The 25761-nt window shown below is 63.7% G+C and carries 26 protein-coding genes; 13 read left to right on the top strand and 13 right to left on the bottom strand.

The window, feature by feature from the left end; genetic code table 11:
* Positions 1–46: 46 nt before the first annotated feature.
* The 6 genes from EJ070_RS15235 to EJ070_RS15210 all read right to left on the bottom strand — a co-directional run bounded on the left by EJ070_RS15235 (position 47) and on the right by EJ070_RS15210 (position 8008).
* Entirely contained in the window at positions 47–1153 is a 1107-nt protein-coding gene (locus EJ070_RS15235; RefSeq protein ID WP_126092102.1) for an ABC transporter substrate-binding protein, read from the bottom strand.
* 243 nt (positions 1154–1396) lie between these two features.
* Positions 1397–2569 carry an iron-containing alcohol dehydrogenase gene (locus EJ070_RS15230; protein WP_126092101.1) on the bottom strand — a complete coding sequence of 391 codons (1173 nt, stop codon included), beginning with the start codon at positions 2567–2569 and terminating at the stop codon, positions 1397–1399.
* Positions 2570–2587: 18 nt separating this feature from the next.
* Positions 2588–3976 carry an aldehyde dehydrogenase family protein gene (locus tag EJ070_RS15225; protein WP_126092100.1) on the bottom strand — a complete coding sequence of 463 codons (1389 nt, stop codon included), beginning with the start codon at positions 3974–3976 and terminating at the stop codon, positions 2588–2590.
* Positions 3977–4154: 178 nt separating this feature from the next.
* Complete coding sequence (locus tag EJ070_RS15220; RefSeq protein ID WP_126092099.1) at positions 4155–5525, bottom strand: glutamine synthetase family protein; 1371 nt, start codon at positions 5523–5525, stop codon at positions 4155–4157.
* Between the two features lie 82 nt (positions 5526–5607).
* The gene (locus EJ070_RS15215; protein WP_126092098.1) at positions 5608–7170 is read right to left on the bottom strand and encodes an amino acid permease; all 1563 of its coding nucleotides are present in this window, start codon (positions 7168–7170) and stop codon (positions 5608–5610) included.
* Between the two features lie 19 nt (positions 7171–7189).
* Positions 7190–8008: an N-formylglutamate amidohydrolase gene (locus tag EJ070_RS15210; RefSeq protein WP_126092097.1), complete on the bottom strand. Its 819-nt coding sequence runs from the start codon at positions 8006–8008 to the stop codon at positions 7190–7192.
* 147 nt (positions 8009–8155) lie between these two features.
* Here EJ070_RS15210 and EJ070_RS15205 point away from each other — a divergent pair, with 147 nt between their 5' ends.
* Positions 8156–8983, top strand: coding sequence for a MurR/RpiR family transcriptional regulator (locus EJ070_RS15205; protein WP_126092096.1), 828 nt, complete (start codon positions 8156–8158; stop codon positions 8981–8983).
* A 23-nt stretch (positions 8984–9006) separates the two neighbouring features.
* Here the strand turns inward: EJ070_RS15205 and EJ070_RS15200 are convergent, their stop codons facing one another.
* Together EJ070_RS15200 and EJ070_RS15195 are read right to left on the bottom strand one after the other, a co-directional pair.
* On the bottom strand, positions 9007–10044 hold the full coding sequence (locus EJ070_RS15200) for a zinc-binding dehydrogenase (protein WP_126092095.1): 1038 nt from the start codon (positions 10042–10044) through the stop codon (positions 9007–9009).
* A gap of 5 nt (positions 10045–10049) precedes the next feature.
* On the bottom strand, positions 10050–11291 hold the full coding sequence (locus EJ070_RS15195) for an acyl-CoA dehydrogenase family protein (protein ID WP_126092094.1): 1242 nt from the start codon (positions 11289–11291) through the stop codon (positions 10050–10052).
* A 110-nt stretch (positions 11292–11401) separates the two neighbouring features.
* Between EJ070_RS15195 and EJ070_RS15190 the strand changes: the two genes are divergently transcribed.
* The 6 genes from EJ070_RS15190 (at position 11402) to EJ070_RS15165 (ending at position 15893) form a co-directional block, all read left to right on the top strand.
* On the top strand, positions 11402–12217 hold the full coding sequence (locus EJ070_RS15190; protein WP_126092093.1) for an SDR family oxidoreductase: 816 nt from the start codon (positions 11402–11404) through the stop codon (positions 12215–12217).
* Positions 12218–12263: 46 nt separating this feature from the next.
* A complete protein-coding gene (locus EJ070_RS15185; RefSeq protein WP_281059664.1) occupies positions 12264–12749 on the top strand; it encodes a MaoC family dehydratase in 486 nt (161 codons plus the stop codon).
* Complete coding sequence (locus EJ070_RS15180; RefSeq protein WP_245464889.1) at positions 12746–13846, top strand: phosphotransferase family protein; 1101 nt, start codon at positions 12746–12748, stop codon at positions 13844–13846. Before EJ070_RS15185 ends, EJ070_RS15180 begins: the two co-directional genes overlap by 4 nt.
* 19 nt (positions 13847–13865) lie before the next feature.
* Positions 13866–14642, top strand: coding sequence for an SDR family oxidoreductase (locus EJ070_RS15175; RefSeq protein ID WP_126092091.1), 777 nt, complete (start codon positions 13866–13868; stop codon positions 14640–14642).
* Positions 14643–14845: 203 nt separating this feature from the next.
* Positions 14846–15490, top strand: coding sequence for a TetR/AcrR family transcriptional regulator (locus tag EJ070_RS15170; protein WP_126092090.1), 645 nt, complete (start codon positions 14846–14848; stop codon positions 15488–15490).
* Between the two features lie 166 nt (positions 15491–15656).
* Complete coding sequence (locus EJ070_RS15165) at positions 15657–15893, top strand: DUF680 domain-containing protein (protein WP_126092089.1); 237 nt, start codon at positions 15657–15659, stop codon at positions 15891–15893.
* 78 nt (positions 15894–15971) lie between these two features.
* Here the strand turns inward: EJ070_RS15165 and EJ070_RS15160 are convergent, their stop codons facing one another.
* The 5 genes from EJ070_RS15160 to EJ070_RS15140 form a co-directional block, all read right to left on the bottom strand.
* Positions 15972–16196 (bottom strand): hypothetical protein, encoded by a 225-nt coding sequence (locus tag EJ070_RS15160; protein ID WP_126092088.1) that lies wholly within the window; start codon positions 16194–16196, stop codon positions 15972–15974.
* 89 nt (positions 16197–16285) lie between these two features.
* A complete protein-coding gene (locus EJ070_RS15155) occupies positions 16286–16867 on the bottom strand; it encodes a sarcosine oxidase subunit gamma (protein WP_126092087.1) in 582 nt (193 codons plus the stop codon).
* A complete protein-coding gene (locus EJ070_RS15150) occupies positions 16860–19868 on the bottom strand; it encodes a sarcosine oxidase subunit alpha (RefSeq protein WP_126092086.1) in 3009 nt (1002 codons plus the stop codon). The genes EJ070_RS15155 and EJ070_RS15150 overlap by 8 nt, the downstream gene beginning before the upstream one ends.
* Positions 19865–20161 carry a sarcosine oxidase subunit delta gene (locus EJ070_RS15145; protein ID WP_059184503.1) on the bottom strand — a complete coding sequence of 99 codons (297 nt, stop codon included), beginning with the start codon at positions 20159–20161 and terminating at the stop codon, positions 19865–19867. Before EJ070_RS15145 ends, EJ070_RS15150 begins: the two co-directional genes overlap by 4 nt.
* Before the next feature lie 80 nt (positions 20162–20241).
* Positions 20242–21495, bottom strand: a complete 1254-nt coding sequence (locus EJ070_RS15140) for a sarcosine oxidase subunit beta (RefSeq protein WP_126092085.1) — start codon at positions 21493–21495, stop codon at positions 20242–20244.
* Between the two features lie 165 nt (positions 21496–21660).
* Here EJ070_RS15140 and EJ070_RS15135 point away from each other — a divergent pair, with 165 nt between their 5' ends.
* The 6 genes from EJ070_RS15135 to EJ070_RS15110 all read left to right on the top strand — a co-directional run bounded on the left by EJ070_RS15135 (position 21661) and on the right by EJ070_RS15110 (position 25562).
* Positions 21661–22077, top strand: a complete 417-nt coding sequence (locus EJ070_RS15135; RefSeq protein WP_245464888.1) for a YrdB family protein — start codon at positions 21661–21663, stop codon at positions 22075–22077.
* Positions 22078–22181: 104 nt separating this feature from the next.
* Positions 22182–22940, top strand: coding sequence for an SDR family oxidoreductase (locus EJ070_RS15130; protein WP_126092084.1), 759 nt, complete (start codon positions 22182–22184; stop codon positions 22938–22940).
* Positions 22941–23050: 110 nt separating this feature from the next.
* A complete protein-coding gene (locus EJ070_RS15125; RefSeq protein WP_126092083.1) occupies positions 23051–23437 on the top strand; it encodes an SET domain-containing protein-lysine N-methyltransferase in 387 nt (128 codons plus the stop codon).
* Positions 23438–23614: 177 nt separating this feature from the next.
* Positions 23615–23881: a 30S ribosomal protein S21 gene (gene rpsU / locus EJ070_RS15120; RefSeq protein ID WP_027165252.1), complete on the top strand. Its 267-nt coding sequence runs from the start codon at positions 23615–23617 to the stop codon at positions 23879–23881.
* A 132-nt stretch (positions 23882–24013) separates the two neighbouring features.
* Complete coding sequence (locus tag EJ070_RS15115; protein WP_126092082.1) at positions 24014–24865, top strand: tetratricopeptide repeat protein; 852 nt, start codon at positions 24014–24016, stop codon at positions 24863–24865.
* Between the two features lie 223 nt (positions 24866–25088).
* Positions 25089–25562 (top strand): DUF992 domain-containing protein, encoded by a 474-nt coding sequence (locus tag EJ070_RS15110; RefSeq protein ID WP_126092081.1) that lies wholly within the window; start codon positions 25089–25091, stop codon positions 25560–25562.
* The last annotated feature ends 199 nt before the right edge of the window (positions 25563–25761 follow it).

Here is a 25761-nt window from a genome sequence, read left to right as displayed (position 1 = left end):
CGAGAGGCTCCGGGCGGCCTCGAAGCCGCCCGGACATTTCTGCAACTTACTTGACGTTGGCGCCGACAACGGCGTCCCAGTTCTTGGTGATCGCTTCCTTCGCCTTGCCCTGCTCGTCGAGCGTCGGGAACACCGCCGCGGCGTAGGAATCGGCCGGCGGCATCTTCGCCATCACGTCGGCCGGCAGCTTGCCGTTCTTGGAGAGGTCGTTGAAGCGGATCGGGTGGCAATAGCCCTTCAGCCAACCAATCTGGCCTTCGTCGGAATAGAGATATTCCAGCCAGAGCTTGGCAGCATTCGGATGCGGCGCATAGGCGCTGATCGCTTGCACATAGACGCCAGCGACGACACCGGTCTTCGGCACGACGACGTCGACCGGCGGATTGCCCTTAAGCGTGTCGCGGCCGGAGAGCGCGTTGTAGTCCCAGGTGACCAGGATCGGAGTTTGGCCCTGGGCCAGCGTCGCGGCCTTGCCGATGACAGGCACGAAATTGCCGGCGGCATTGAGCTTCTTGAAGAAGTCGAGGCCGGCGGTGCCCGCGGCTTCGCCAGCGGCCGCACCCGTCGACAGGCCTGCGGCATAGACGCCCTGGATCGCTTGGTTCGAGGCACGTGGATCACCGGCAAGCGCCACGGTGTTGGCGTAGTCGGACTTCAGCAGGTCAGCCCAATCGGCCGGCGCTTCCTTGACCAGATCCTTGTTCACTTCGAAGGCAAGCACACCATAGTAGTCGCCGGTCCAGTAGCCTTCGGCATCCTTGGCGCTATCCGGAATGGAATCCCAGGTCGACACCTTGTAGGGCTGGATCAGGCCGTCCTTCTTGGCGGACGGGCCGAACGACAGGCCGACGTCGATCACGTCGGGCGCCTGCGGGCCCTTGTTGTCCTTGTTTGCCTTGATCGCCTCGACCTCGTCGCCCGAGCCGGCGTCAGGGTTGAGCTCGTTGATCTTGATATCCGGATACTTCGCTTTGAAGCTATCGATTACTGCGCCATAGCCGCACCAGTCATGCGGCAGCGCGATGACCGTGAGTTCGCCCTCCGCCTTCGCCGCCTTGGCGAGATCGTCCAGCGAATCCGCCGACGAAATCACCGTCGACGCAAACAGCGCCGCGGCCGAAAGGGAAAGCACCTTCCCCGTGAATTTGAACATGTGTTCTCTCCATTGAACTGACGCCATTGGACGCCTGCGTTGCGGTATCGTTTTCCTGTGACAGCCAGATGAAAGCTTTGTGAAACCGGCGCCCCGCAGTGTGAAAAAGTAAACTCTTTTTAACCGCTTGTAGCAATCGTCTCGCGATTCTTTTTCCGGCTAACTATTTTCGGCTTTTACCCTTCGCCCCTTGCCCTTCCTTTCCCTTGTTTTCGACTTCAATTTTCAGCCGGAATCTCTTCTTCAGACAGCACCGGCGATGGCGTTTTCGAGCAGCGTCAGCGCCGCCTTCTTGGTGAGCTTGACCGGATTGCCACTTGCGGTCGGATCGACCACCGCCATGTCGGCGATGAGCGCCTTGCGCTTCTTGTCCATGTCGAGGCCCTTGATCAGGCCGGGCAGCGCATGCGGCACCTTGAGCTCCTTGCGCAGCTTGATGACCGCCTTGGCGAAACCGTCGAAGCCGCCCTTGATGCCGCAATAGGCGGCGAGCCGGGCAATGCGATCCTCGATCGCCTCGCGGTTGAAGGCGAGCACATAAGGCATGAACACCGCATTGGTCATGCCGTGATGGGTGTCGTAGAGCGCGCCGATCGGATGCGACAGCGAGTGAATGGCCCCCAATCCCTTCTGGAAGGCGGCGGCCCCCATGGCGGCGGCGCTCATCATATGGGCGCGGGCCACCAGATCCTTGCCGTTGGCGAAGGCCTTGGGCAGGTTCTCGAACACCAGGCGGATGCCTTCCACGGCGATGCCGTCGGCCATCGGATGATAGCCCGGCGCGCAATAGGCTTCGAGGCAGTGGGCAAGCGCGTCCATGCCGGTGCCGGCAGTGATGAAGGGCGGCATGCCGACCGACAGCTCCGGATCGGCAATGACGATCGCCGGCAGAAGTTTTGGGTGGAAGATGACCTTCTTGGTATGGCTCGCCTCATTGGTGATGACCCCGGCGCGGCCTACCTCGGACCCGGTGCCTGCCGTCGTCGGCACCGCGATGATCGGCGCGATCGCATCCGAGTTGGCGCGCGTCCACCAGTCGCCGATGTCCTCGAAATCCCACACTGGGCGCGTCTGCCCCGCCTGGAAGGCGATCAGTTTGCCGAGATCGAGCGCCGAGCCGCCGCCGAAGGCGATGACGCCGTCATGCTTGCCCTTCTTGAACACCGCGATGCCGGCGGTGAGGTTGGACTCGACCGGGTTCGGCTTCACCTCGGAAAACACGCCATAGGGGATCTTGGCATCGTCGAGGATCTTCAGCGTAGAGGCGACAACCGGCAGCTTTGCGAGGGCCGGATCAGTGACGAAGAGTGGCCGCTTGATACCAGCCGCGGCCAGCACGTCCGGCAGTTCCTTGATGCGTCCGGCGCCGAAACGGACGGTGGTGGGGTAGTTCCATTTGGAGATGAGCTTGGACATCGCTTGTCTTTCGAAAAATCAGATGGCTTCACGCAGGTGGTAGGATTTCGGCCGAGTCAAATTGTCGTAGCCGATGGCCGAGAGCGCCGCGCCCTTGCCGGTGTCCTTGACGCCCGTCCAGACCAGCGCCGGGTCGAGATAGTCGCAGCGGTTCATGAACACGGTGCCGGTCTCGACGCGGTCGCCAATCGCCACCGCGCGCTCGGTATCGCGCGTCCAGATCGAGGCCGTCAGCCCGTAGGGACTGTCGTTCATCAGCGCGATCGCTTCCTCGTCGTCGCGCACCTTCATGATGCCGACGATCGGCCCAAAGCTTTCCTCGCGCATGACGCTCATCTGGTGGTCGACCGCCGTCAGCACTTCCGGCGCCAGATAGGGCGAGCCCGGCCTGTCGTTCTCGACCTTCATGTTGATATGCGCCCTGGCGCCCTTGCGCAGCGCCTCGGCCTTCTGCTCGCGGATCAGGTCGGCGAAACGCGCCTGCGCCATCGGCCCCATGGTCGTCGCCTGCTCCAGCGGATTGCCGACGACATAGTTCCTGGTCTCGGCGACAAAACCTTCGACGAATTCGTCATAGACCTTCTCATGCACATAGACGCGCTCGATGCCGCAGCAGCACTGGCCGGAATTGTAGAAGGCACCGTCGACCAGGTTGGCGACCGCATGATCCATCTTGGCGTCGGGCAGCACGTAGGCGGGGTCCTTGCCGCCGAGTTCGAGGCCAAGCGTCATGAAGGTTCCGGCCGCCGCCTTCTCGATGGCGCGGCCGCCGGCGACCGAGCCGGTGAAATTGATATGGTCGATCTTACCGGACCCCAGCAGCCCCTCGGTCTGGACGTGGTTCATGACCAGGTTCTGGAACAGTCCCTTTGGCAGACCCGCCTTGTCGAAGGCCTGCTGAAAACGCTCGCCGACCAGCAGCGTCTGCGCCGCATGCTTCAAGATAACCGCGCTGCCGGCCATCAGCGCCGGCACGATGGTGTTGACGGCAGTGAGGTAGGGATAATTCCACGGCGCGATCACTAGCACCACGCCGAGCGGCACCTTCTTCACATAGCGGCGAAAACCATCCTTGGGATTCGAGGCCATCACAGGTTTGAGTGCCTGCTCGGCGATCTCGACCATGTAGCTGGCGCGTTCCTTGACGCCGCCGAACTCGCCGCCGTAGCGCACCGGCCGCCCCATCTGCCAGGCGATCTCGGGCACGATCTCATCGGTCATGCCGACGAGGGCCTCCAGCATCGCCAGCATGTACTTGCCGCGCTCGACGATAGGCGTCTCGGCCCATTTCTCCTGCGCCGCCTTGGCGCGTTCGACGGCGGCATTGATCGCCTGGTCCGTCGCGACCGGCCGCTCGGCATAGATCGAGCCATCGATGGGGGATTTGAGTTTGACCGTTTCGGTCATTTCTTCCTCGCAGTTTTACAAAAATCGAAATCATGTGGCTTGGCGTTGCCCCTCATCCGCCTACCGGCACCTTCTCCCCGTGTGGTGACGGGGGAAGCTCCTGCGCCGACGACCCCTCTCCCCGTTCTTCAGGGGGGAGGGTAAGGGTGAGGGGCAGCGCCGACGCTATCCCCGCTCTCTAGTACCGCTCGAACCCGCGATGCAGCTCCCAATCCGTGATGCGGCGGTCGTATTCGAACTGCTCCCAGCGGGCGGTGTGCACATAGTGCTCGACCACATCCTCGCCGAAGGCCTGCTTCAGCATCGTGGAGTGCACCAGCGTCTCGGTGGCATCGCGCAGCGTCTTCGGGATTTCCGGCAGTTGCGACGCCTGATAGGCATCGCCGACGAACGGCTTCTGCAGCTCAAGCTTCTCGTCGATGCCGGCGAGGCCCGACGCGATCAGCGCAGCGAAGGCGAGATAGGGGTTGAGGTCGGCGCCGCCGATGCGGCACTCCATGCGGATGCCCTTGGTCCCCTCGCCGCAGAGCCGGAAGCCGGCGGTGCGGTTGTCCTCGCTCCACATGATCTTGGTCGGCGCGAAGGTGCCGGCCTGGAAGCGCTTGTAGGAGTTGATATAGGGCGCCAGGAACCAGGTGAACTCCTTGGCATATTTGAGCTGGCCGGCCGCCCATTGCTGGCCGAGGGCGGACAGCGTCCACTCTGCATTCTTGTCGAAGAACAACGGTGTCTTGCCGTCGGCGCTCCACAGCGAATTGTGGATGTGGCTGGAATTGCCGGCGAGCCCGTAATTGTATTTGGCCATGAAGGAGATGGCCTTGCCTTCGGAGTGGGCTATCTCCTTGGCGCCGTTCTTCAGGATGACATGGCGGTCGGCCATCTCGAGCGCCTCGGCATAGCGCACATTGATCTCTTCCTGGCCGGGACCCCACTCGCCCTTGGAATTCTCGATCGGGATGCCGGCGGCCTCCATCTCGTTGCGAAGCCGGCGCATCACGCCTTCTTCCTTGGTGGTGACGCCGATCTGGTAGTCGCCGATATAGGGCGAAGCGCTGTCTAAGCCCTGCCAGTGCTTCTTGCGGGCCGAATCGTAGGTCTCGCTGAACAGGTAGAATTCGAGTTCGGAGGCGAAGTAGCCGATATAGCCGCGCTCCTGCAGACGTTTGACCTGCTTCTTCAGGATGGCGCGCGGCGAGTGCGCAAGGTCCTCATGGTCGTGATGGTCGAGCACATCGCAGATGACCAGCGCCGTCTTTTCCAGCCAAGGGATACGCCGCAGCGTCGAAAGGTCGGGCTTCATGACGAAGTCGCCATAGCCCTTCGACCAGCTCGCTGCCTTGTATCCGGGCACCGGCTCCATATCGATGTCGCAGGCCAGCAGATAGTTGCAGCCATGCGTCTCGCCATGCGCGGAATCGACGAAATATTGGGCCAGGAAGCGCTTTCCCGCGAGCCGGCCCTGCATGTCGACGATGCAGGCAAGCACCGTGTCGATCTCGCCGTTCGAGACCGCTTGCTTCAACTGATCGAACGAGAAATTCCCGGCCATTCCTTTGGCACTCCAATGCTTGTCGATTGAAAGGGACAAACCATGGCCGGCGCAATGCCGGCCATGGCCATGATGACTTATGTCAGTTGCCGGTTTCGCCGACCGCCTGCTCCGCCACCTTGATCGCCGCCTGACGCTTGGCGATCTCGTCGCCGATCGGCGGGCCCTGGAAGCGGCGGTTCTCGAAGCCGAACCAAAGCACGGCGGTCAGCAGGAGGAAGCCGATGGTGATGTAGAGCACCTTGTCGTTCGGCGGCTGGATGGCGATGTAGAAGATGATCGCCATGCCGATGATCGACAGAATACAGAACAGCTTGAACACCCCGCCGCCGAGATTCCACGGGCCCGGGTTCGGCCATTTCGAGGTTCCGAAAGCCATCATGCCGAGCACGATCGGGATGATGAAGGAGAGGAACAGGAAGACCAGCGTCGAGTTGACGACGATCGTGTAGATGTTGGTGCCGCCGATCGAGATGAACTGGGCGAGGAAGACATAGATGATCTCGAGAGCAGCAGCCGTCCAGATCGCGTGAACGGGCGTGCGCCAGGTCGGGCTGACCTTGGCAAGCGAGGTCGATCCGACGGGCATGCCGCCATCGCGCGAGAAGGCGAAAAGCATCCGCGACGCCGAGGTCACGGTGGCAAGGCCGCAGAGGAACTGCGAGATCAGGATGGCAAGGTAGAGCAGCTCCTTGAGCCAAACCGGCAGGATAGCATCCATGGTCGAGAAGAAGACGCTCCAGCCCTGCTTGGCGCCGGCCGCCAGGTCGGGGATCGCCAGCGTGATCGCGCAGACCATCGCCCAACCGATAAGCGACGACCAGAGCACCGACGAAATGATTGCTCTCGGAACGGAATGCGCGGCCTTCAGCGTTTCTTCCGAAGTATGCGCCGACGCGTCATATCCGGTGATCGTGTAGACCGGCAGCAGCAGGCTGAGCAGGAACAGGTAGGATATGGAATCCGACTGCGGGAAGACCCCGCCGCCAGCGTCGCCCGAATAGTTGGTGAATGTCCAAAGCCTGGTGACGTCGATTGCCGGGGCAAACACCAGGCAAGCGACGATCAGCACTGCCGTCGCGCCGAGGATCAGGAAGCCGGATGCATCGGTCAGCATGGCGGTAAGCTTGATGCCGAAATGATTGCAGAGCGCCTGGATCACTGTGATGGCGGCAACAAAGCCGACGATCTCGCCCGCGGTGCCGGTCATGCCGAACCAACTCCCGAACGTTCCGACGAAGAAGAAGGCGGTGCCGATGTTGATGGCGCCCAGCACGGTGATCAGGCCGAGCAGGTTGAGCCAGGCGGTGAGCCAGCCGGTGAACCGGTTGCCGAGGATCGACGCCCAGTGATAAAGGCCGCCCGCCGTCGGGAACGCCGATGCGATCTGCGCCATGGCGAGGGCAAAGAATCCGGATACGGCGCAGCCGACGATCCAGCCGACGCCGGCGCCGGCACCGCCGATCGAGGATGTCGCCTGGGCGAAGGAATTGATACCGCCCGATAGGATGCAGATGATCGAGAAGGAGATCGCGAAGTTCGAGAAGCGGCTCATGCTTCGCGACAATTCCTGGGCATAGCCCATTCCATGGAGAACCTTTAGGTCCTCGTGCTTGTCGTGTTCCGTATAGTCTTGCGCTGACATTTTAGTCCCCTGTTGGTTCTTAGCTGGCCGACTGTACTGACTTTCCCATTGCGCGTTGTCGGGAGCCCCTGGCCTCCTCGGGCTCCAGATTCGAAAATATGCCTGTGAGCAGATCCGCCCATTTCCGCTGCCCGGTTTCGCCGGAGATTTCGTCGTTGCGGATTTCGATCATCGCGCAGGCAAGACCGCGCGGGCGCGCATGCCGTTCCAGCGTGAAATAGACGCGGTCGGCCGGCGAATAGGGTTCGTTGACGCCGACGGTGACGCCGGCAAGCCGCCGCAGCGCCGATATCAGCGGCGCCGCCAGTCGGCGGTCATCGTCATGGATGATGCCGATATGCCAGGGCCGGCTCCTGCCCTTGTAGATCGGCGTGAAGGAGTGGACCGACACCAGCCGCGTTTCCTGGCCGTGTGCCAGCCGCCGGTCGATAATCTCAGCGATCGCGTCGTGGAACGGACGCCACGCCAGGTCGACGCGCGCCGTGCGCTGTTTGTCGGAAAGACCGGTGTTGCCTGGGATGGCTGTCGTTTCGCTGAGCGGTGGCACAAGGTCCGGCGCGTCGAGCGGCCGGTTGCAGTCGATGACAAGGCGCGAGACGCGGGTCTCGATCAGCGTGGCGTCGAGCTGGTCGGCCATGCGCCTGGCGACGGGAAGCGCGCCCGGATCCCACGCGATGTGGCGCGAAAGGTCCTCGACAGGCAGGCCGAGCGTTCCGAATTCGGCGGGCAGGTAGTTCGAGGCGTGGTCGCAGGTGAAGACGAAGGGGCTCGAGCCGCCGGGGTTGGTCACCCTTACGGTCTCCGACGGTGCAAGGCTGGTGAGCCGTGCTTTCTCCATACTGCCGTCCCCTGGAGAGCGCTGTATCGTATGTTACGTATTTTGCCTCATTGCGCCTCTGTGAATGATTTCATACACTTTGTCCGGCTTTGTCAAACGCGGAATTCCGAAAACGGCGTCAGCCGGGCCAAAGGGGTGGGGAAAACGATGATCTCCAGCATTGCCGAACTGATCTCGGACCGCATCGGCACCATGCCCGCGGGCGAGCGCCGAGCCGCGCAGACGCTGATTGCCAACTATCCGCTGACCGGACTGAAGACGGTCGCCGAGTTCTCGGCCGCGGCCGGCGTCTCCTCGCCGACTATCCTGCGTTTCGTCGCGAGATTGGGTTTCCAGAACTATCCCGAGTTCCAGTCGGCGCTGCAGGATGAACTGGCGGCGCAGTTGCAGTCCCCGGCATCGCGCACGCTCGACCCGGCATCGCCCGCCGGCGGCGCCGTTTCGCCGATGCTGGAGGCGACGCTCGACAACCTGCGTGAGACGTTCCGGCATCTGTCCGACAGGCAACTGGCCGACATCGCCAAGACACTCGCCGAGCGGCGCGGCAAGACCTTCCTGATCGGCGGCCGCTTCACCGACCCGCTGGCGCGCTACATGGCCGCGCACCTCACCATCATCCAGCCCGACGTCTACCACCTCGCCGGCCAGGAGAGCATCTGGCGCGACCGGCTGATCGACATGGGCAAGCGCGACGTGCTGGTGATCTTTGACATCAGGCGCTACCAGGAGAGCCTGATCCGCTTTGCCGAAAAGGCACACCAGCGCGGCGTGCAGATCGTGCTCTTCACCGACCAATGGCTCTCGCCGATCGCCCGCTTCGCCCGCCATGTGATCGCCGGGCGCACCGCCGTGCCTTCGGCATGGGATTCGTCCGCCGCGCTCTTCGTAGTCGCCGAAACGTTGATCGGCGCGATCACCAGGCAGCTCGAAACTGCCGGCGCCAAGCGCATCCGCGACCTGGAAAGCCTGCGCTGAGGCGTCGCCAATCTGACTGGTTGCTACGGCTTGATGAACACCTTGCCGTTCGGCTTGGCCAATTCCGCCGGCAGGCGCGCCATGGCTTCGTCCAACGGCACCACCGCTGTCACATCCGTCGACCAGCGTCCGTCGGAAAAGCGCTTCTGCGCCTCCAGCACGGCCGGGCCTAGCCGGTCGCGGAACTGCCGCATCCATTCGGCCAGCCAGAAGCCTTCGATATGCTTGTGCTGGAAGATCAACTGGCCGGGCTCGCGGATGATCGTCGGCTCGGCATCGAGCCTTCCATAGACGATCCAGCGCGAACGCTTCGGCATGGCGTTGAAGATGGCCGAGGCCAATGGTCCGGTCACCGCGTCGAGGAAGATGCGCGGCTGCTCGGCCTTCACCACCTCGCGCAGCGCCGTCTCGAAATCCGCCGCCTTCTCATTGAGCACATGGGCGGCACCAAGTTCCTTGAGCAAAGGAATCTGCTCGTCGCGGCGCACGGTGACGATCGGCCGAAAACCCTCCTCCTTCGCGAGCCCGATGATCAGCTTGCAGAGCTGGCTGGCGCCGGCGGTCATGATGAAGGCCTTGTCACCCTCCTGCTTGACGATGTCGAACATGGCAAGCGCGGTCAGCGGATTGACGATCATCGCCGCAGCATCCTCGTCGCGCACCGTGTCGAGCAGCGGAATGCAGGATGCCGCCTCGGCAACCGCATAGTCTGCCCACGAACCCCAGTTCGACACGCCGGTGGCGAAGGCGACGCGCTTTCCCTCCAGGCTTTTTGCATAGGGGTCACTGCCAGTAGCGACGACGATTCCGACGCCTTCGAAACCCGCCGGTCGGCCCTTTACCCGCGGTTGGCCGTATTGCCCTTTGATGAAGGCGATATCGGAGGGGTTTATCGAGGCGAGGTTAACCTTGATCAGCGCCTGCGTCGGGCCAGGCGCGGGCACGGCGATATTGCCGGGCCGCAGATAAGGCTCCGTCGCCTCCAGCGCGCCGGCTGAAGGTGTCCTGGTGTAGCCGTCGCCGACGAGCAGCAAGGCCTTCATTTCCGACGGAAGCGCCATGATAGTCAGACCTTTTCCTGCGTATATTTCTTGAGTTCCGTGCGAGCCACCTGCCGCCTGTGGACGGCGTCCGGTCCGTCGGCCAGGCGCAGGGTCCGAAGATGCGTCCACGAGCGAGCGAGCGGCGTATCCTGGCTGATGCCCTGCGCGCCGAACATCTGCACCGCCTCGTCGGTGACTTTTAGCGCGACGCGGGGTGCTACCACCTTGATCTGGCTGATCCAGGGCGCCGCGGCGCGCGCGTCGCCCTGGTCGATCATCCAGGCCGCCTTGAGGCAGAGCAGCCTGGCCATCTCGATCTCCATGCGGCATTCGGCAATGATGTCGAAATTGGCGCCGAGCTTGGCCAGCGACTGGCCAAAGGCCTCGCGCCGCACCGAGCGTTGACAGAGCATCTCCAACGCCATCTCGGCCTGGCCGATGGCGCGCATGCAGTGATGGATGCGGCCTGGCCCCAACCGCCCCTGCGCGATCTCGAACCCGCTGCCCTCGCCGAGGATCAGGTTCGCCGCCGGCACCCGCACATCCTCGAACCTCAGATGCATATGGCCGTGCGGCGCGTCGTCCTCGCCATAGACCTGCATGGCCCGGAGCTTGGTCACGCCTTTGCTGCCCGCTGGCACCAGGATCATCGAATGCCGGCGATGCTGCGGCTCTTCGTCCGAACCCGTCCTGACCATCACGATGTAGATGGCGCAGCGCGGATCGCCGGCGCCGGACGCCCACCATTTCTCGCCGTTGAGCACATAGTCGTCGCCGCGCCGCTCGCAGCGCATCGAAATGTTGGTGGCGTCCGATGAGGCGACATCCGGCTCGGTCATCAGGTAGGCGGAGCGGATCCTGCCGTCGAGCAGCGGCTCCAGCCATTGTCGCTTATGCTCTTCCGAGCCGTAGCGTTCCAGCACCTCCATGTTGCCGGTGTCGGGGGCCGAGCAGTTGAAGGTCTCGGCGCCGAGATGCGCCTTGCCCATCTCCTCCGCCAGATAGGCGTATTCGACAGTCGACAGGCCGTAGCCGCGCTTGGAATCGGTGAGCCAGAAATTCCATAGGCCCCGCTCCCGCGCCGTCTTCTTCAAGCCTTCAAGGATCTCGGTCTGTCTGGCCGTGTAGGTCCAGCGGTCGCCGTTCCTGCCGACTTCGGCGAGAAACGCCTCGCTGAGCGGCGCAATCTCGTCGCGCACCATCGCGGCGACGCGCTGATGGATCGGCTTCAGCCGCTCGCTCATGCCGAGATTCATGTCCGCCATCGGTTCCGGCCCTTTCGCTTCTTTACCCGTGGCAAGGATGACCGTACTTCGGCTAGCCTTGTCAACGCGAGTCCTTCGGTTCCGGCCGAGACGCACGTGGGAGGAATGCGATGAGCTATCTCGACAAGCTGTTCTCGGTCGCCGGCAAGACAGCGCTGGTGACCGGTGCCGCGACGGGCATCGGCCGCATGGTCGCGACCGGACTGGTGCGGGCCGGCGCCACCGTGATGATCGCCTCGCGCAAGGGCGAGGACTGTGTGAAGGTCGCCAACGAATTGAATGCGCTTGGCGGCTCCGGCCGGGCCGAGGGTTTTGCCGGCGACGTTTCCAGCGAAGCGGGCATCGCCGCGTTGGTCGCCGAGGTGAAAGTGCGCACGGACCGTCTGCACATCCTGGTCAACAATGCCGGCATTTCCTGGGGCGCGCCGCTGGAGGAGTTTCCCTATCACGCCTGGGCCAAGGTGTTCGGCGTCAACGTCACCGCCGTCTTCCACCTGACGCGGGAGCTTTTGCCGCTGCTCGACGCCGCCGCAAGCGACGAGGACCCGGCCCGCGTGATCAATCTGGGCTCGGTGATGGGCACTCAGCCGCTTGCCGACGACGCCTATTCCTACACCGCCTCAAAGGCCGCGGTGCATCACCTGACACGCACGCTGGCGCTCGAGTTCGCCGCCCGCCGCATCACCGTCAATGCCTTTGCGCCCGGCCCCTTCCAGAGCCGCATGACGGCTTTTGCCACCGCCACCGAGGAACAGGCGAAACATGTCGGTAACCATGTTCCGCTCGGCCGCATCGGTGTGGCGGATGACATTGCCGGCGCAACGCTCTATTTGTGCAGCCGTGCCGGCAGCTATGTCACCGGCGCCATCCTGCCGATCGACGGCGGCCAGTCGGTGCAGCACGGGATGACGTTGTTCAAGGAATGAAGGCGCCCGGTTCAGGCAATCGCGATCCGGGCGGGGTGCGGAGGACATCAGCGTGGAACCGATCAGTCTCGATACGCTTCTGGCCAGCGTCGGCAAGGAAGTCGGCGTGTCGCCCTGGCGCACGGTGACGCAGCGCATGATCGACCAGTTCGCCGACGCCACCGACGATCATCAGTTCATTCATTGCGATCCGGAGCGCGCCGCGCGCGAGACGCCGTTCGGCGGCACCATCGCACACGGTTTCCTTTCGCTGTCGCTTCTGTCGGCGATGACCTTCGAGACCATGCCGCCGATCGAGAACACCAAAATGGGCGTCAACCACGGCTTCGACACGCTGCGCTTCCTGACGCCAGTGAAGACCGGCTCGCGCATCCGCACCCGCTTCGTGCTGGCCGATGTCAAGGTCAGGCCCTCGGGCTGGGTGCAGACGGCGCATGACGTGACCATCGAGATCGAGGGGTCGAAGAAGCCGGCGCTCACCGCGCGCTGGCTGACGCTGACGCTGATCGAACGCCAGCCAGAGACCGCATGAGCGGCGACGCCAACGCGCTGGATAAATCGGCGCTTGCGCTCGACAAGTTGGCGCTCGCGCTCGACAAGTCGGCGCTCGCGCTCGACAGGGCGGCGCTTGCGCCTTACCTTGAAGCGCATGTCCCCGGTTTTGCCGGACTTTCCGCGATCGAGAAATTCAAGTCCGGACAGTCGAACCCGACCTATCTCCTGACAGCCGCAAGCGGCCGGTACGTGCTGCGCGCCAAGCCGCCGGGTCAGCTTTTGAAATCGGCGCACCAGGTCGACCGCGAGTTCCGGGTGATGCGAGCGCTTGCCGGCACTGCCGTGCCGGTGCCGCGCATGCTGCATCTCTCCAGGGAAGAATCGCCGATCGGCCGCATGTTCTATGTCATGGAGTTCCTCGACGGGCGCATCTTCTGGGATCCGTCCTTGCCGGAGGCACCCGGCAATGACGAGCGCGCCGCGATCTACGACGCCATGAATGCGACGCTCGCCGCCCTGCACGACGTCGATGTCGAGGCCGTAGGACTTGGCGATTTCGGCAAGCCCGGCAGCTATTTCGAACGCCAGTTCGCCCGCTGGACCAGCCAGTACCGCGCCTCGGAAACCGAAACAATTGCCGACATGGACCGGCTGATCGCCTGGCTCGAGACGCACATGCCGGCCGATGACGGCCGGGTCTCGCTGGTGCATGGCGACTACCGGCTGGACAACATGATCTTCGCCAAGGATGAGCCGAAGGTCATCGCCGTGCTCGACTGGGAACTGTCGACGCTCGGCCATCCCTTTGCCGACCTCGCCTATCAATGCATGCAATGGCGGCTGCCGCACGCGTCCGGCTTTCGTGGCCTTGGCGGCGTCGACCGCGCCACGCTCGGCCTGCCCTCCGAGGAAGCCTATGTCGCCGCCTATTGCCGCCGGCGCGACATCGAGGGCATCGGCAAATGGACCTTCTTCCTTGCCTTCTCCTTCTTCCGGCTGGCGGCGATCTGCCAGGGTGTCTACCGCCGCGCGCTGGACGGCAACGCCTCCAACCCGGAAAAGGCAAAGACCTACGGCGAAGCGGTGAAGCTGCTCGCCGCGCTGGCGGTGGACCTGATCGACAAGAAGACTTGAAAACGCGGAGAGCTGAGCGATGGGCCGTTTCGATGGAGCGACCGTGCTGATAACCGGTGCGACCGGCGGCCTCGGCAGCGGCGCCGCCAAAGCCTTCGCCGCTGAAGGCGCGCGGCTTGTCCTTTCCGACCTCGACGAAACGGCGCTCGGCGATTTCGCGGCGACGCTCGGCGCCGAAACCGCGTTCCTTGCCGGCAACATTGCCGACGAGAGGCTCTCGGAGGATCTTGTGAAGCTGGCCGTCGAAAAGTTCGGCCGGCTGGACATTGCCGTCAACAATGCCGGGATCGTGCACGCCTTCGTGCGCCTGCCGCAGGTGACCTCGGAGGAAGCGCGCCGGGTGCTGGAGGTCGATCTGCTCGGCGTCTTCTACGCCATGAAGCATCAGATCCCGCAAATGGAGCGCCAGTTCAGGGAGAGCGGCAAGGGCGGCGCCATCGTCAACGTCGCCTCGGTCGCCGGTCTCTCCGGCGCGCCGAAGCTGTCCGTCTATGCCGCCGCCAAGCATGGCGTCGTCGGGCTGACGCGCTCCGCAGCGGTCGAATATGCCAGCAAGGGGATCCGCATCAACGCGGTCTGCCCGGCTCACACCAGGACGGCGATGGTCGACGGCTTCGTGCGCTCCACCGGCGCGCCGGAAGCCGAAGCCATCGCCGAACTCACACGCGGCGTGCCGATGAAACGGGTCGGCGAAGTCGACGAGATCGTAACCGGCATCCTTTATCTCGCCGATCCCGCCAACTCCTTCATGACCGGCCACGCTCTCGCACTCGATGGCGGCATCGGGGCCATCTGAGCAATTCCAGGAAAAGTGTTTTACGGTTTTCCGTCCGGAATTGCGTCTGACAAAGCGCAATTCCAGGAAAAGTGTTTTGCGGTTTTCCGTCCGGAACTGCGGTAGATAGAAAGCGGACGTTGGGGAACCGTCCACTCCCTTGCCCGTTGCCGTACAGCGTATATAATTTCGTAAGGCAACCAATCACAAAAGGCAGACGGACATTGGCGCTGAGCGTTCAGAAACGCCGCGAAAAACAAAAAGCCGAACTTCGCTCCGAACTGGTCGACGCGGCCCACAAGCTCGTCCAGGAAGAGGGCTATGAAGGGCTTACCATCCGCAAGCTGGCCAAGCGTGTCGGATACGCGCCGATGTCGGTCTATTCCTATTTCGCCGATAAGCAGGACATCCTGTTCGCGTTGGCTGAGGACGCATTCGAGACGCTCGCACGGCGCATCGAGGAGCATCCCTCCGACGATCCGATCGAGGCGCTGCGGGCGGTGATGACAGAGTATGCCGCCTTCGGGCTCGGCAATCCCAATGAATACCGAACCGTTTTTATGACCGAGAAGACCCGGCTGCCGGAAGGCCGCAGCTACGAGGACATGGAAGAGGGCAACCCGGCGATGCAGGTGCTGATAAGCAGGGTCGAGGCCTGCGTGGCCGCCGGCAAGCTCAAGGGCGACCCGCGCGCCATCGCGACCATGCTGTGGACCGTCGGCCACGGCACCATCTCGCTGCTGATCACCTTCCCCTTCTACCCCTTTGGCGACCCCCAGGCCTATGTGAAGCGCATGTGCGACTTCATGCTGGCCTCCTTGTCGGCGCAGGACATTCCTCCGCTCACCGAAACGCCCGTCAACTGCTGACCGGCATCGCGGTCTAGCTCACGTCGATCGCTTGATTCACGGGGGCGAATTCCTACGTTCAAGAAAAGTTGTCGTACACGTACAAACTCCCCCTTGAATTCAGCTTCCGTTAACCGTATATGTACGGCGTATCGTACATGTACGAAAAGATTACCGGAGACGGAAGATGAAAAAGACGATTCTCGCGCTTGCGACTGTGCTGGCTTTCTCGGGCGCCGCTTTTGCCGGCGCGGACCAGCCGGCCAAGCACGGCCCGGCGGCCTGCGCTCAGACTAAGGCCAATGTGACGCTCGACTGCACGGCGACCGGCTCGGTTGAAAAGCCGGACGCCAGCAACACCCAGGCAACCAAGGGCCCGCGACTCGGTATCGACGTGGATCCGTGGTTCGTGCCCGGCCTCTGAACACCGCAAGCGGAAACGAAAACGGGCGGCACTTGGCCGCCCGTTTTCGTTTATACCGGCGCTCTCGAAGCGAACGTTTTATCTCTTGCGCTGTTTCTGTCGCGACACTGTCTTGGCTTTGGCCGGCTTCGCAGGCGCACCCGTAATCGAAGTGCTGGTGATCGAAACCGGATCGCTGGCCGGGAATGTGTCCTCGAGGCCTTCCTCAAGTTCCTCATCCTCGATGTCGTGATGCTGCTCCCGCTCCAGTGAACGGACCGCCGCGGTCTTCTTGGGCGACTTCGGCGCTGATTTGGATAGCATCGGCCTTCTCCCTCGCTAGTCGCAAACAACGGGGACGGATCGGCGATGGTTCCTGCGACGCCGCCTCTGGTTAACGGCGGTCAGGAAAATCAGTTCGCCGCGTCGCTTGCCGCTTCCGACAGCAAAGTAAAGACATAGTCCGAGAAGGAACGCCAGCATTCCACCCGGAAGGCATCGGCCGCCATGCGCGACAGCACGATCTCGGACTTGCCGAGAATGGTGCGCGACGCCGCACCCACCGGGAACGCCTCGAGCGACAGGTCCTGCGGGCAGCCGGAATTGACCGTCACCGCGGCCGCCGGCCCGGCGACCGAGATGGCGACATTGCGATGCGAGATGCCGACCGCCGAATGCAGCGCCGGCGCCTTGGCGCAGTCGGCCAGCGGATCGTTTCCGGCCTCATCGATGATCAGCCACTCGTCAGGCCCAAGCCACAAGGCAGTGCGCCCGCTTTTTGCCGCCGAAGTCTTCGGCTTGGTCGGCAAGGTCACGCCGAGCGCCTTGGAAAGGGCGGCGAGCGAAGCCTCCGGCGCGCGCAGAGAGATGCGTTCGGCCGGCGGCAGGATCTCGACCTTGACACCTGGCGCCGACGTCACGCGGCCAGCAAGCGCTGGACGCCGCTCGACGGAAGGTGAAGCAGCGGCTTTTGTCTTGACGGCAGCCTTAGCCATTGAGGCGTCCTCCCTTCTCGTCGACGAACACCGTGCCGGTGACCTCCACCTCGATCGTGCCGTTCGGCATCGGCACGTAGAGCGTCTGACCCATGCGGTCGCGGCCGCCGGCGACCAGCGCCAGCGCGATCGAGTGCCCGCAATTCTCCGACCAGTAGCTGGAGGTGACGTGACCGATCATCTTCATCGGGATCGCCTGTTTCGGATCCGCGACGATTTGCGCGCCTTCCTCCAGCACCACCTTCGGATCCTTGGTCTTCAGGCCGACCAACTGCTTGCGGCCCTTGGCGACCAGGTCGGACCGCATCATGCCGCGGATGCCGACGAAGTCAGTCTTCTTCTTGCCGACCGCCCAGTCGAGCCCGGCATCGTTCGGCGTCACCGTGCCGTCCGTGTCCTGGCCGACGATGATGTAGCCCTTCTCGGCGCGCAGCACGTGCATCGTTTCGGTGCCGTAGGCGGTCGCGCCATGCTTCCGGCCTTCGGCCCACAGCGCTTCCCAGACCGCCTCGCCATAGTCGGCCGGCACGTTGACCTCGAAGCCGCGCTCGCCGGTGAAGGACATGCGGAACAGCCTCGTCGGCACGCCGCAGATCTTGCCCTCGCGCACCGACATATGCGGCATCGCTTCGTCGGACATGTCGATGCCCTCGACCAGCGGCGCGATGATCTCACGCGACTTCGGACCCTGCACCGCGATGACCGCCCACTGCTCGGTGATCGAGGTCAGCCAGACGTTCAGATGCGGGAACTCGGTCTGGAGGTAATCCTCCATGTGGTGCATGACGCGCGGCGCGCCGCCGGTGGTCGTCGTCACATGGAAGCGGTCAGGCGCCAGCCTGCCGACGACGCCGTCGTCATAGATGAAGCCGTCCTCGCGCAACATGATGCCGTAGCGGCAGCGGCCGGGCTCCAGCTTCTCCCACGGGTTGGTGTAGAGCAGCTCCATGAACTTCGCCGCGTCCGGCCCGACCACCTCGATCTTGCCGAGCGTCGAGGCGTCGAACAGGCCGGCCGTCTTGCGCACCGTCACGCATTCGCGGTTGACGGCGGCATGCATGTCCTCGCCGGCCTTGGGGAAATACCAGGCGCGCTTCCACTGGCCGACATCCTCGAACACAGCGCCTTGGGCCGCCGCCCAGCCATGGGTCGCCGTCCTGCGGGTGGGATCGAAGAGCGCTCCACGCGCGTGTCCGACGATCGAGCCGAAGGTCACCGGCGTGTAGGGCGGGCGGAAGGTGGTGAGACCGACTTGCGGGATCGGCTTGCCCAGTGTCTCGGCGGCGATCGCCAGGCCGTGCATGTTCGAGGTCTTGCCCTGGTCGGTCGCCATGCCGTTGGTGGTGAAGCGCTTGACGTGCTCGATCGAATGCATGCCTTCATGCACCGCCTGGCGGATGTCCTTGGCGGTGACGTCGTTCTGGAAATCGATGAAAGCCTTGACGGTGGTGCCCGGTCCGGCGCCGGGGGCAGCGCCCAGCATGCCGCGCGACCAGCTTTCGCTGGCATCGACCTTCGGCTTGGCGCCCTTGCCCGTCTTGACGCTGGAATCCTTGCCGCCGGCCTCCTTCGCCGCCTTGACGCCCGCCGCATAGGCCTCGTCGATGGCCGCATCCAGCCCGTCGGTGCCGTTGCAGGCGCCGACCGACACGCAGTCCTGCGCGTAGGTTCCCGGCACGAAACGCCGCGTCTCCTCGTTGAAGGCGACCTTGCCGCGCGACTGCGAGAAGAGATGCACCGACGGCGTCCAGCCGGCCGACATCAGGATCGCATCGACAGGGATGGTGCGCTCGCCGCCGCCATTCTTCGGCTGCACGGTCATCGATGAGACGCGCAGCTTGCCGCCGGCGCGGATAACGGCGCGGCCGAAATTGATCTCGATGCCGAGGCCCCTCGCCTCGTCGATCATCGGTCCGGTGGGATTGTCGCGCAGGTCGACGATAGCGGCGATATTGACACCCGCCTTCTTCAAGTCGATCGCAGCCGCGTAGGCCGAGTCGTTCGCGGTATAGACGCCGACATTCCTGCCGACCGCGACACCATAGTGATTGAGATAGATGCGCGCGGCCGACGCCAGCATGATGCCCGGACGGTCGTTGTTGGCGAACACCATGTGGCGCTCGATGGCGCCGGTCGCCAGCACGACTCGGCTGGCGCGGACCTGCCACAGGCGCTCGCGCGCCAGCTCCCGGCCGGGGCTCTTGAGATGGTCGCTGACCCGCTCGACAAGGCCGACGAAGTTCTGCGCGTAATACCCAAAAGCAGTCGTGCGCGAAAGCACGCGGACATTGTCCATGGCCTTGAGCTTCGCGATCGCGGCTTGCGCCCAGGCATAGCCATTCTCGCCGTCGATTTTGGCGCCGCTCTCGAAGCGCAGGCTGCCGCCGAATTCGGCCTGCTCGTCGGCGAAGATCACCCGCGCGCCGGTTTCGGCAGCGGCAAGCGCGGCCGCAATGCCGGCGGCGCCGCCGCCCAGCACCAGAACGTCGCAATGCGCGTAGCGCGCCGCGTAGTGGTCAGGGTCCGGGCGGTCCGGAGAAACGCCAAGGCCCGCGGCCGAGCGGATCTGCGGCTCGTAAAGGCTCTTCCAGGCCGACTTCGGCCACATGAAGGTCTTGTAGTAGAAGCCGGCCGAGAACATCGGCGAGGCAAGGTCGTTGACCGCGCTGACGTCGAAGGCAAGCGAGGGCCAGCGGTTCTGCGAATTGGCGGTGAGCCCGTCATAGAGCTCCTGCACGGTCGCCCGCACATTCGGCGTCTTGCGTGTGTCGTCGCGCACGATCTGCACCAGCGCATTGGGCTCTTCCGCGCCGGCGGAAAGGAAGCCGCGCGGACGATGGTACTTGAACGAACGGCCGACCAGATGCACGCCGTTGGCGAGCAGCGCCGAGGCGAGCGTGTCGCCCTCGATGCCGACATAGGACTTGCCGTCGAAGCTGAAAGACGCGGTCTTCGCCTGGCTGAGGTGCCCGGCGCCGGGAATGCGGAACGCGGCGTTCATTTCGAGGCTCCAGGCAGCTTCGCGGGCTTCGGCTCGCCGGCCTTGTAGGTCATGACGAACTTGTCGGTGACGGTGTCGCGCACGGCGTTGAAGAAGCGCGCGCAGCCATGGATATGCCGCCAGCGCTCATAGATGACGCCTTTCGGGTTCGAGCGGATGAAGAAAAATTTCTCGAAATCGTCGTCGCTCTCGCCGGCAATGTTGGTCGAGCGCACGACATGCGCCTCGCCGGCATTGCGGAACTCGAGTTCCGGGCGCTCTTCCTCGCAATAGGGGCAGCGGATGAGAAGCATTTTCGGTCGATCCTACAATTCGCCATGGCCGACGCGAGCGCCGGCCGGTTGATCGCAAAGCCTCAGCAGAAATGTCGGCATCAGTGCGCCACCGCCGCCGCTGCCGCCTCGTCGATGAGACGGCCGGTGCGGAACCGCTCGAGCGTGAAGGGGGCGTTGATCGGGTGCGGGTCGTCCCTGGCGATGGTGTGGGCAAAGACATTGCCCGAACCAGGTGTCGCCTTGAAGCCGCCCGTGCCCCAGCCGCAATTGACATAGAGTCCCTTGACCGGCGTCTTCGCCAGGATCGGCGACCGATCGGGCGTCACGTCGACGATGCCGCCCCAGGAGCGCAGCATCTTCATGCGCGTGAAGATCGGGAACATCTCGCAAATGGCGTCGAGCGTGTGCTGCAGGATGCGCAGGCCGCCGGTCTGCGAATAGGAGATATACTGGTCGGTGCCGGCGCCGATCACCAGCTCGCCCTTGTCCGACTGCGAGATATAGGCGTGCACCGTGTTCGACATCACCACGCAGGGCACCACCGGCTTGACCGGCTCCGAGACCAGCGCCTGCAGCGGATAGCTCTCCAACGGCATGCGCACGCCGGCCATGTCCATGATCACCGATGAATGACCGGCTGCGACGACGCCGACCTTCTTGGCGCCTATGAAGCCGCGCGTCGTCTCGACGCCGGTGACCGCGCCATTGGCCGCACGCTTGATGCCGGTGACCTCGCAGTTCTGGATGATGTGCACGCCGCGCGCCGAGGCGCCGCGCGCATAGCCCCAGGCGACCGCATCGTGGCGCGCCGTGCCGCCGCGCCGCTGCAGTGCGGCGCCCATCACCGGATAGCGCGCCTCTTTGGCGATGTTGAGCGGCGGACAGAATTCCTTCGCCTGCTCCGGCGTCAGCCATTCATTGTCGATGCCGTTGAGCCGGTTGGCATGGATGTGGCGCTTGAACACCTGGACGTCATGAACGTTGTGGGCGAGCATCATGACGCCGCGCGCCGAATACATGACGTTGTAGTTGAGCTCTTGGCTCAATCCGTCCCACAGCTTCAGCGCATGGTCGTAGATGCCGGCGCTCTCGTCATAGAGGTAGTTGGAGCGGATGATGGTGGTGTTGCGGCCGGTGTTGCCGCCGCCGAGCCAGCCTTTTTCCAGCACCGCGACGTTGGTGATGCCGTGCTCGCTCGCCAGATAGTAGGCAGTCGCCAGGCCGTGGCCGCCGGCGCCGACGATGATGACATCGTATTCCTTCTTCGGCTCGGGCGAGGTCCATTGCTCTTCCCAACCCTTGTGGCCGCGCATGGCCTCGCGGGCAATGGCGAATACCGAATATTTCTTCACGTTGCAGGCCTCGCGCCAATATCTTTCGCGGATTTGCGGCCGGGCATCCCCGCCTCGGCGTGCGAGGAGTATCACTATCGAAACCGCGCTGCCATCCTTGCGCTGTTTGCGACGGCGCTTGCCGTTTTGCGCCGTGGTCAAAGCGAGAGGTTCGATCTGGCTTCCATGGCTGTCTTCAGCGACACTCCTGTTGCACGACGTTTGAGGATGATGATGGGTAACGCCTGGTGGAATCTGACCTTGCGCTTTCTGCTGGAACTAGCGGCGCTGCTTGGGCTCGGCATGGCCGGCTGGAGCCTGTCCGAAGGGTGGTGGCGCTGGCTCCTCGCCTTGGCCTTGCCGCTTATTGCAGCAGCGCTGTGGGGAACCTTCGCGGTTCCTGACGACCCAAGCCGGTCCGGCCGCGCGCCGGTTCCTGTGCCGGGCGCGGTGCGGCTGATGTTGGAACTTGTCATGCTGTTCGGCGGCGCCGCGGGATTCTATCTAACCGGCCACACGGCCGCCGGCATCATCATGGCTCTGCTGATCGCCCTCAGCTACGCCTTCTCACTGGACCGGCTGGGTTGGCTGTTGCGGCAGTAGGGCAATAGCGGCCTTTGCCGGTTTCGGGTGGCTCCGGCCTGTGCCATTTGCGACCAAGCATCCAACCGCCGGCAAGCTCGGCACAAAAGGAAGGATGCAGAGACATGTTCACCCTGACAAACAAAGTTGCCATCGTCACCGGCGCCAGCTCCGGCATCGGCCGCGCCACAGCCAGGCTGTTCGCCGAGCAGGGCGCCAGCCTGGTCGTCGCGGCGCGCCGCAAGGCCGAGCTCGACGCGCTCGTTGGCGAAATCGAGGAGGCTGGCGGCACAGCGATCGCACTTGCCGGCGACGTCCGGGACGAAGCCTACGCGAAGGCCCTGGTCGAACTCGCCGCAGAGAGGTTCGGCGGCCTCGACATCGCCTTCAACAACGTCGGAGCGGTCGGTCAGATGGGGTCGATTTCCGACCTTTCGCTGGAGGGATGGCGCGAGACGCTCGACACCAATCTCACCAGCGCGTTTCTTGGCGCGAAATACCAGGTGCCGGCGATGATCGAACGGGGTGGCGGTTCGCTGATCTTCACCTCCACCTTTGTCGGCCACACCGTCGGCATGCCCGGCATGACCGGCTATGCAGCGAGCAAGGCTGGCCTGATCGGATTGACGCAGGTGCTTGCCGCCGAATACGGCCCGAAAGCCATTCGCGTCAACGCGCTGCTGCCGGGCGGCACCGATACACCCGCGGCGACGTTCAAGACGCCGGAATCGCGGACATTCGTCGAAAACCTGCATGCCTTGAAGCGTGTGGCCCAGCCGGAAGAGATCGCCCGTTCGGCGCTCTATCTTGCCTCCGACGCCTCGAGCTTCACCACCGGCACCGCGCTGTTTGCCGATGGCGGCGTGTCGATCAACCGGACGTGATCGGTTGGGCAAGACAACAAACATGCTCATCCGCTGAAATCTGGTACCACGGCCTTGCATTCCGGTCTGATTTGACGATTTGGTTTCCCGTCGAAAATCGGACCGGATCGATGCTGCTGATCAGAACCTATGTCGCCCAGAGCGCCATCGAAGGCGTCGGTGTTTTCGCCGCCGAGCCGATCAGGAAAGGCGCCTCGATCTGGCGGCTCGACCCGGATTTCGACCGGCTGATCCCAATGGAGAAATACGAGGCGGCGCCGCCGCATCTCAAGGAACTGCTCGACCGCTACGCCTATCCGAGCCCGGACAAGCCGGGTTTCATGGTTTATGAGGTCGACAATGGCCGCTTCATGAACCATGCCGAACGGCCGAACACCGATTTCTCGCAATATGGCGGCGCCACCGCCATCCGCGACATCGCCGTCGGCGAGGAAATCACCTGCGATTATGGCGAGTTCTTCGAGGATTTCGCCCGACTTCACCTGGCAATGGCCTGAGCACTGTGCCTGCAAGGCGCAGCCGCTCCGGCTTTTGATCGCGGTCCTGCAATCAACGGTGGACAGCGCGGCCTGATTCTGCTATCAGCCGCCACAATTCGCGGTGCAACCCACTGCGGAGGCATAGTGGCTATGGCTGCTTGCCTGTTGATTTCAAACCCGAAGACAGGATTGCACGTGCAGGTACTCGTCCGCGACAACAACGTTGATCAGGCGCTTCGCGCGCTGAAGAAGAAGATGCAGCGCGAAGGTATTTTCCGCGAAATGAAGATGCGCGGTCACTACGAGAAGCCGTCCGAGAAGCGTGCCCGCGAGAAGGCTGAAGCCGTGCGCCGCGCCCGCAAGCTGGCCCGCAAGCGCGCGCAGCGCGAAGGCCTGCTGCCGATGACTCCGCGCCCGGCCCCGGCCGGTGCTGCCGGCGCATCGCGCTCGCCGCGCTCATAACGCCAATTTTTCGTCCTTTTCGAAGGATACCGAGGGTGGCGCGATGCGGAATCGCCGCCACCTTTTTATTTATGCATTCGAGCCGGTTCGGAGAGGGAACGGACTGACGGCGCTGCGGCAGTGAGGACAAAGATGAACGCAATTTCCGTGGAGCGCAGAACCGCTTTTCGCGGCTTCGCCCTGACGGCGGCCCTGCTTTCGGGCCTGACGCTTGCAGCATGCCAGACGACGCCGACGGGCGAGTTCAACAACATCGACAAGGCGCAAGGGTCGACCGAGAACATCTCCTCGCTGTCGGCCGTGATCCAGCGCAACCCGCAGGATCCCGAGGGCTACAATGTGCGCGGCTCGGCCTATGGCCGCGGCGGCCAATACCAGGCTGCGCTCAAGGACTTCAACCAAGCCATCCAGCTCAATCCGAATTTCTACCAGGCCTATTCGAACCGGGCGCTCATCCAGCGCTTCCTCGGCAACCAGGAAGCAGCGCTTGCCGACTACAACCGCTCGATCCAGATCAATGCCAACTACGACGCCGCCTATATCGGCCGTGGCAATCTTTATCGAAAGGCGGGCCGCACCCAGGATGCCTTCAACGACTTCCAGAAAGCGATCCAGCTCGACACGACCGACGCCCGCGCCTACCACAATCGCGGCCTGATCTATCAGAGCCAGGGCCAGCACAAGTTTGCCATCGAGGATTTCTCGACCGCGATCTCGCTGGCGCCGGATGCCGCCGAGCCCTACAACGGCCGCGGCCTCTCCTATCTGGCGACGGGCGACGAGGACAACGCCTTCGCCGACTTCAACATGGCCATCAAGCTCGACGGCAAGAATGCCGAGGCCTGGGCCAACCAGGCGCTGATCTACGAGCGCCGCGGCGACAAGGTAAGGGCCGCCAAGTCGTATCGCGAGGCGATCCACCTCAATCCGAACTACCAACCGGCCAAGGACGGCCTGTCGCGCACCTCCGGCGCCGCCAGCTGATTCGAAGCGGCACCGACCGCTGCGCCACATGACGCCGAGCCGTCGCCGGGAGCGTATCCGTTGGACTGTACTCCGCTCCCAATCCCCGATAGCGATCCGTTAACTGCCGGCGGCAATGCGTTAACTCTTGCCATGTTCGCGCCAAGTTTTGGGCGGAACGCTCCGCGCACCTCGATCGTTAAATCGGGGCTAGTTTTCGAATTTTGCGAAAGGGACTTCCCCGATGATCAAGAAGCTTGTTTGTGCCGCGGCACTGGCCACCACGGTCCTCGCCTCCCCCGTCAGCGCCGGCGTGCTCCGGCTCGGCACGCTCGATTGCACCATCGACGGCGGCGTCGGCTATGTCATCACATCAAACAAGGGCGTGTCCTGCACCTTCCGCCCCTATCATCACGGGCCGTCCGAGCAGTACACCGGGATGATCTCCAAGCTCGGCGTCGATGTCGGCCAGACGCATCAGGGGCAGCTTGTCTGGGCGGTGCTTGCCGCCACGCGCAGCCATGATGCGGGCGATCTCGCCGGCAGCTACTACGGCGTCAACGCCGAGGCGAGCGTCGTGACGGGCGGCGGCGCCAACCTCCTGGTTGGCGGGCTGAACGGCGCCTTCATGCTGGAGCCGCTCAGCGTCCAGGCGCAGACCGGCGTCAACCTGGCCGTCGCGGTAGCCTCGCTGGACCTCGTCCACGCTTACAAGTGAAGCATTTTCATTCAGTCGCTCAATCAGCACGGATGCGGCTCGGGACACACGTTCCGGGCCGCATTCTCTTTTCGCCCGCTGACCATTTGCGCGTGAATTCGTGGCTCTGCCCGCAGCCGCGATATTGCTGAAAAATGCCTCTTGAGCTCAACCGCGCTTGAGGTTCTACAAGCCCTGCCGAACTGGATCTGGCGCTTCG

The sequence above is a fragment of the Mesorhizobium sp. M1E.F.Ca.ET.045.02.1.1 genome (assembly GCF_003952485.1).
In the GTDB taxonomy this organism is placed as follows: Bacteria; Pseudomonadota; Alphaproteobacteria; order Rhizobiales; family Rhizobiaceae; genus Mesorhizobium.
The sequence above is the reverse complement of the archived record's forward strand: the minus strand, read 5'-3'. Positions and strand labels throughout refer to the sequence as shown.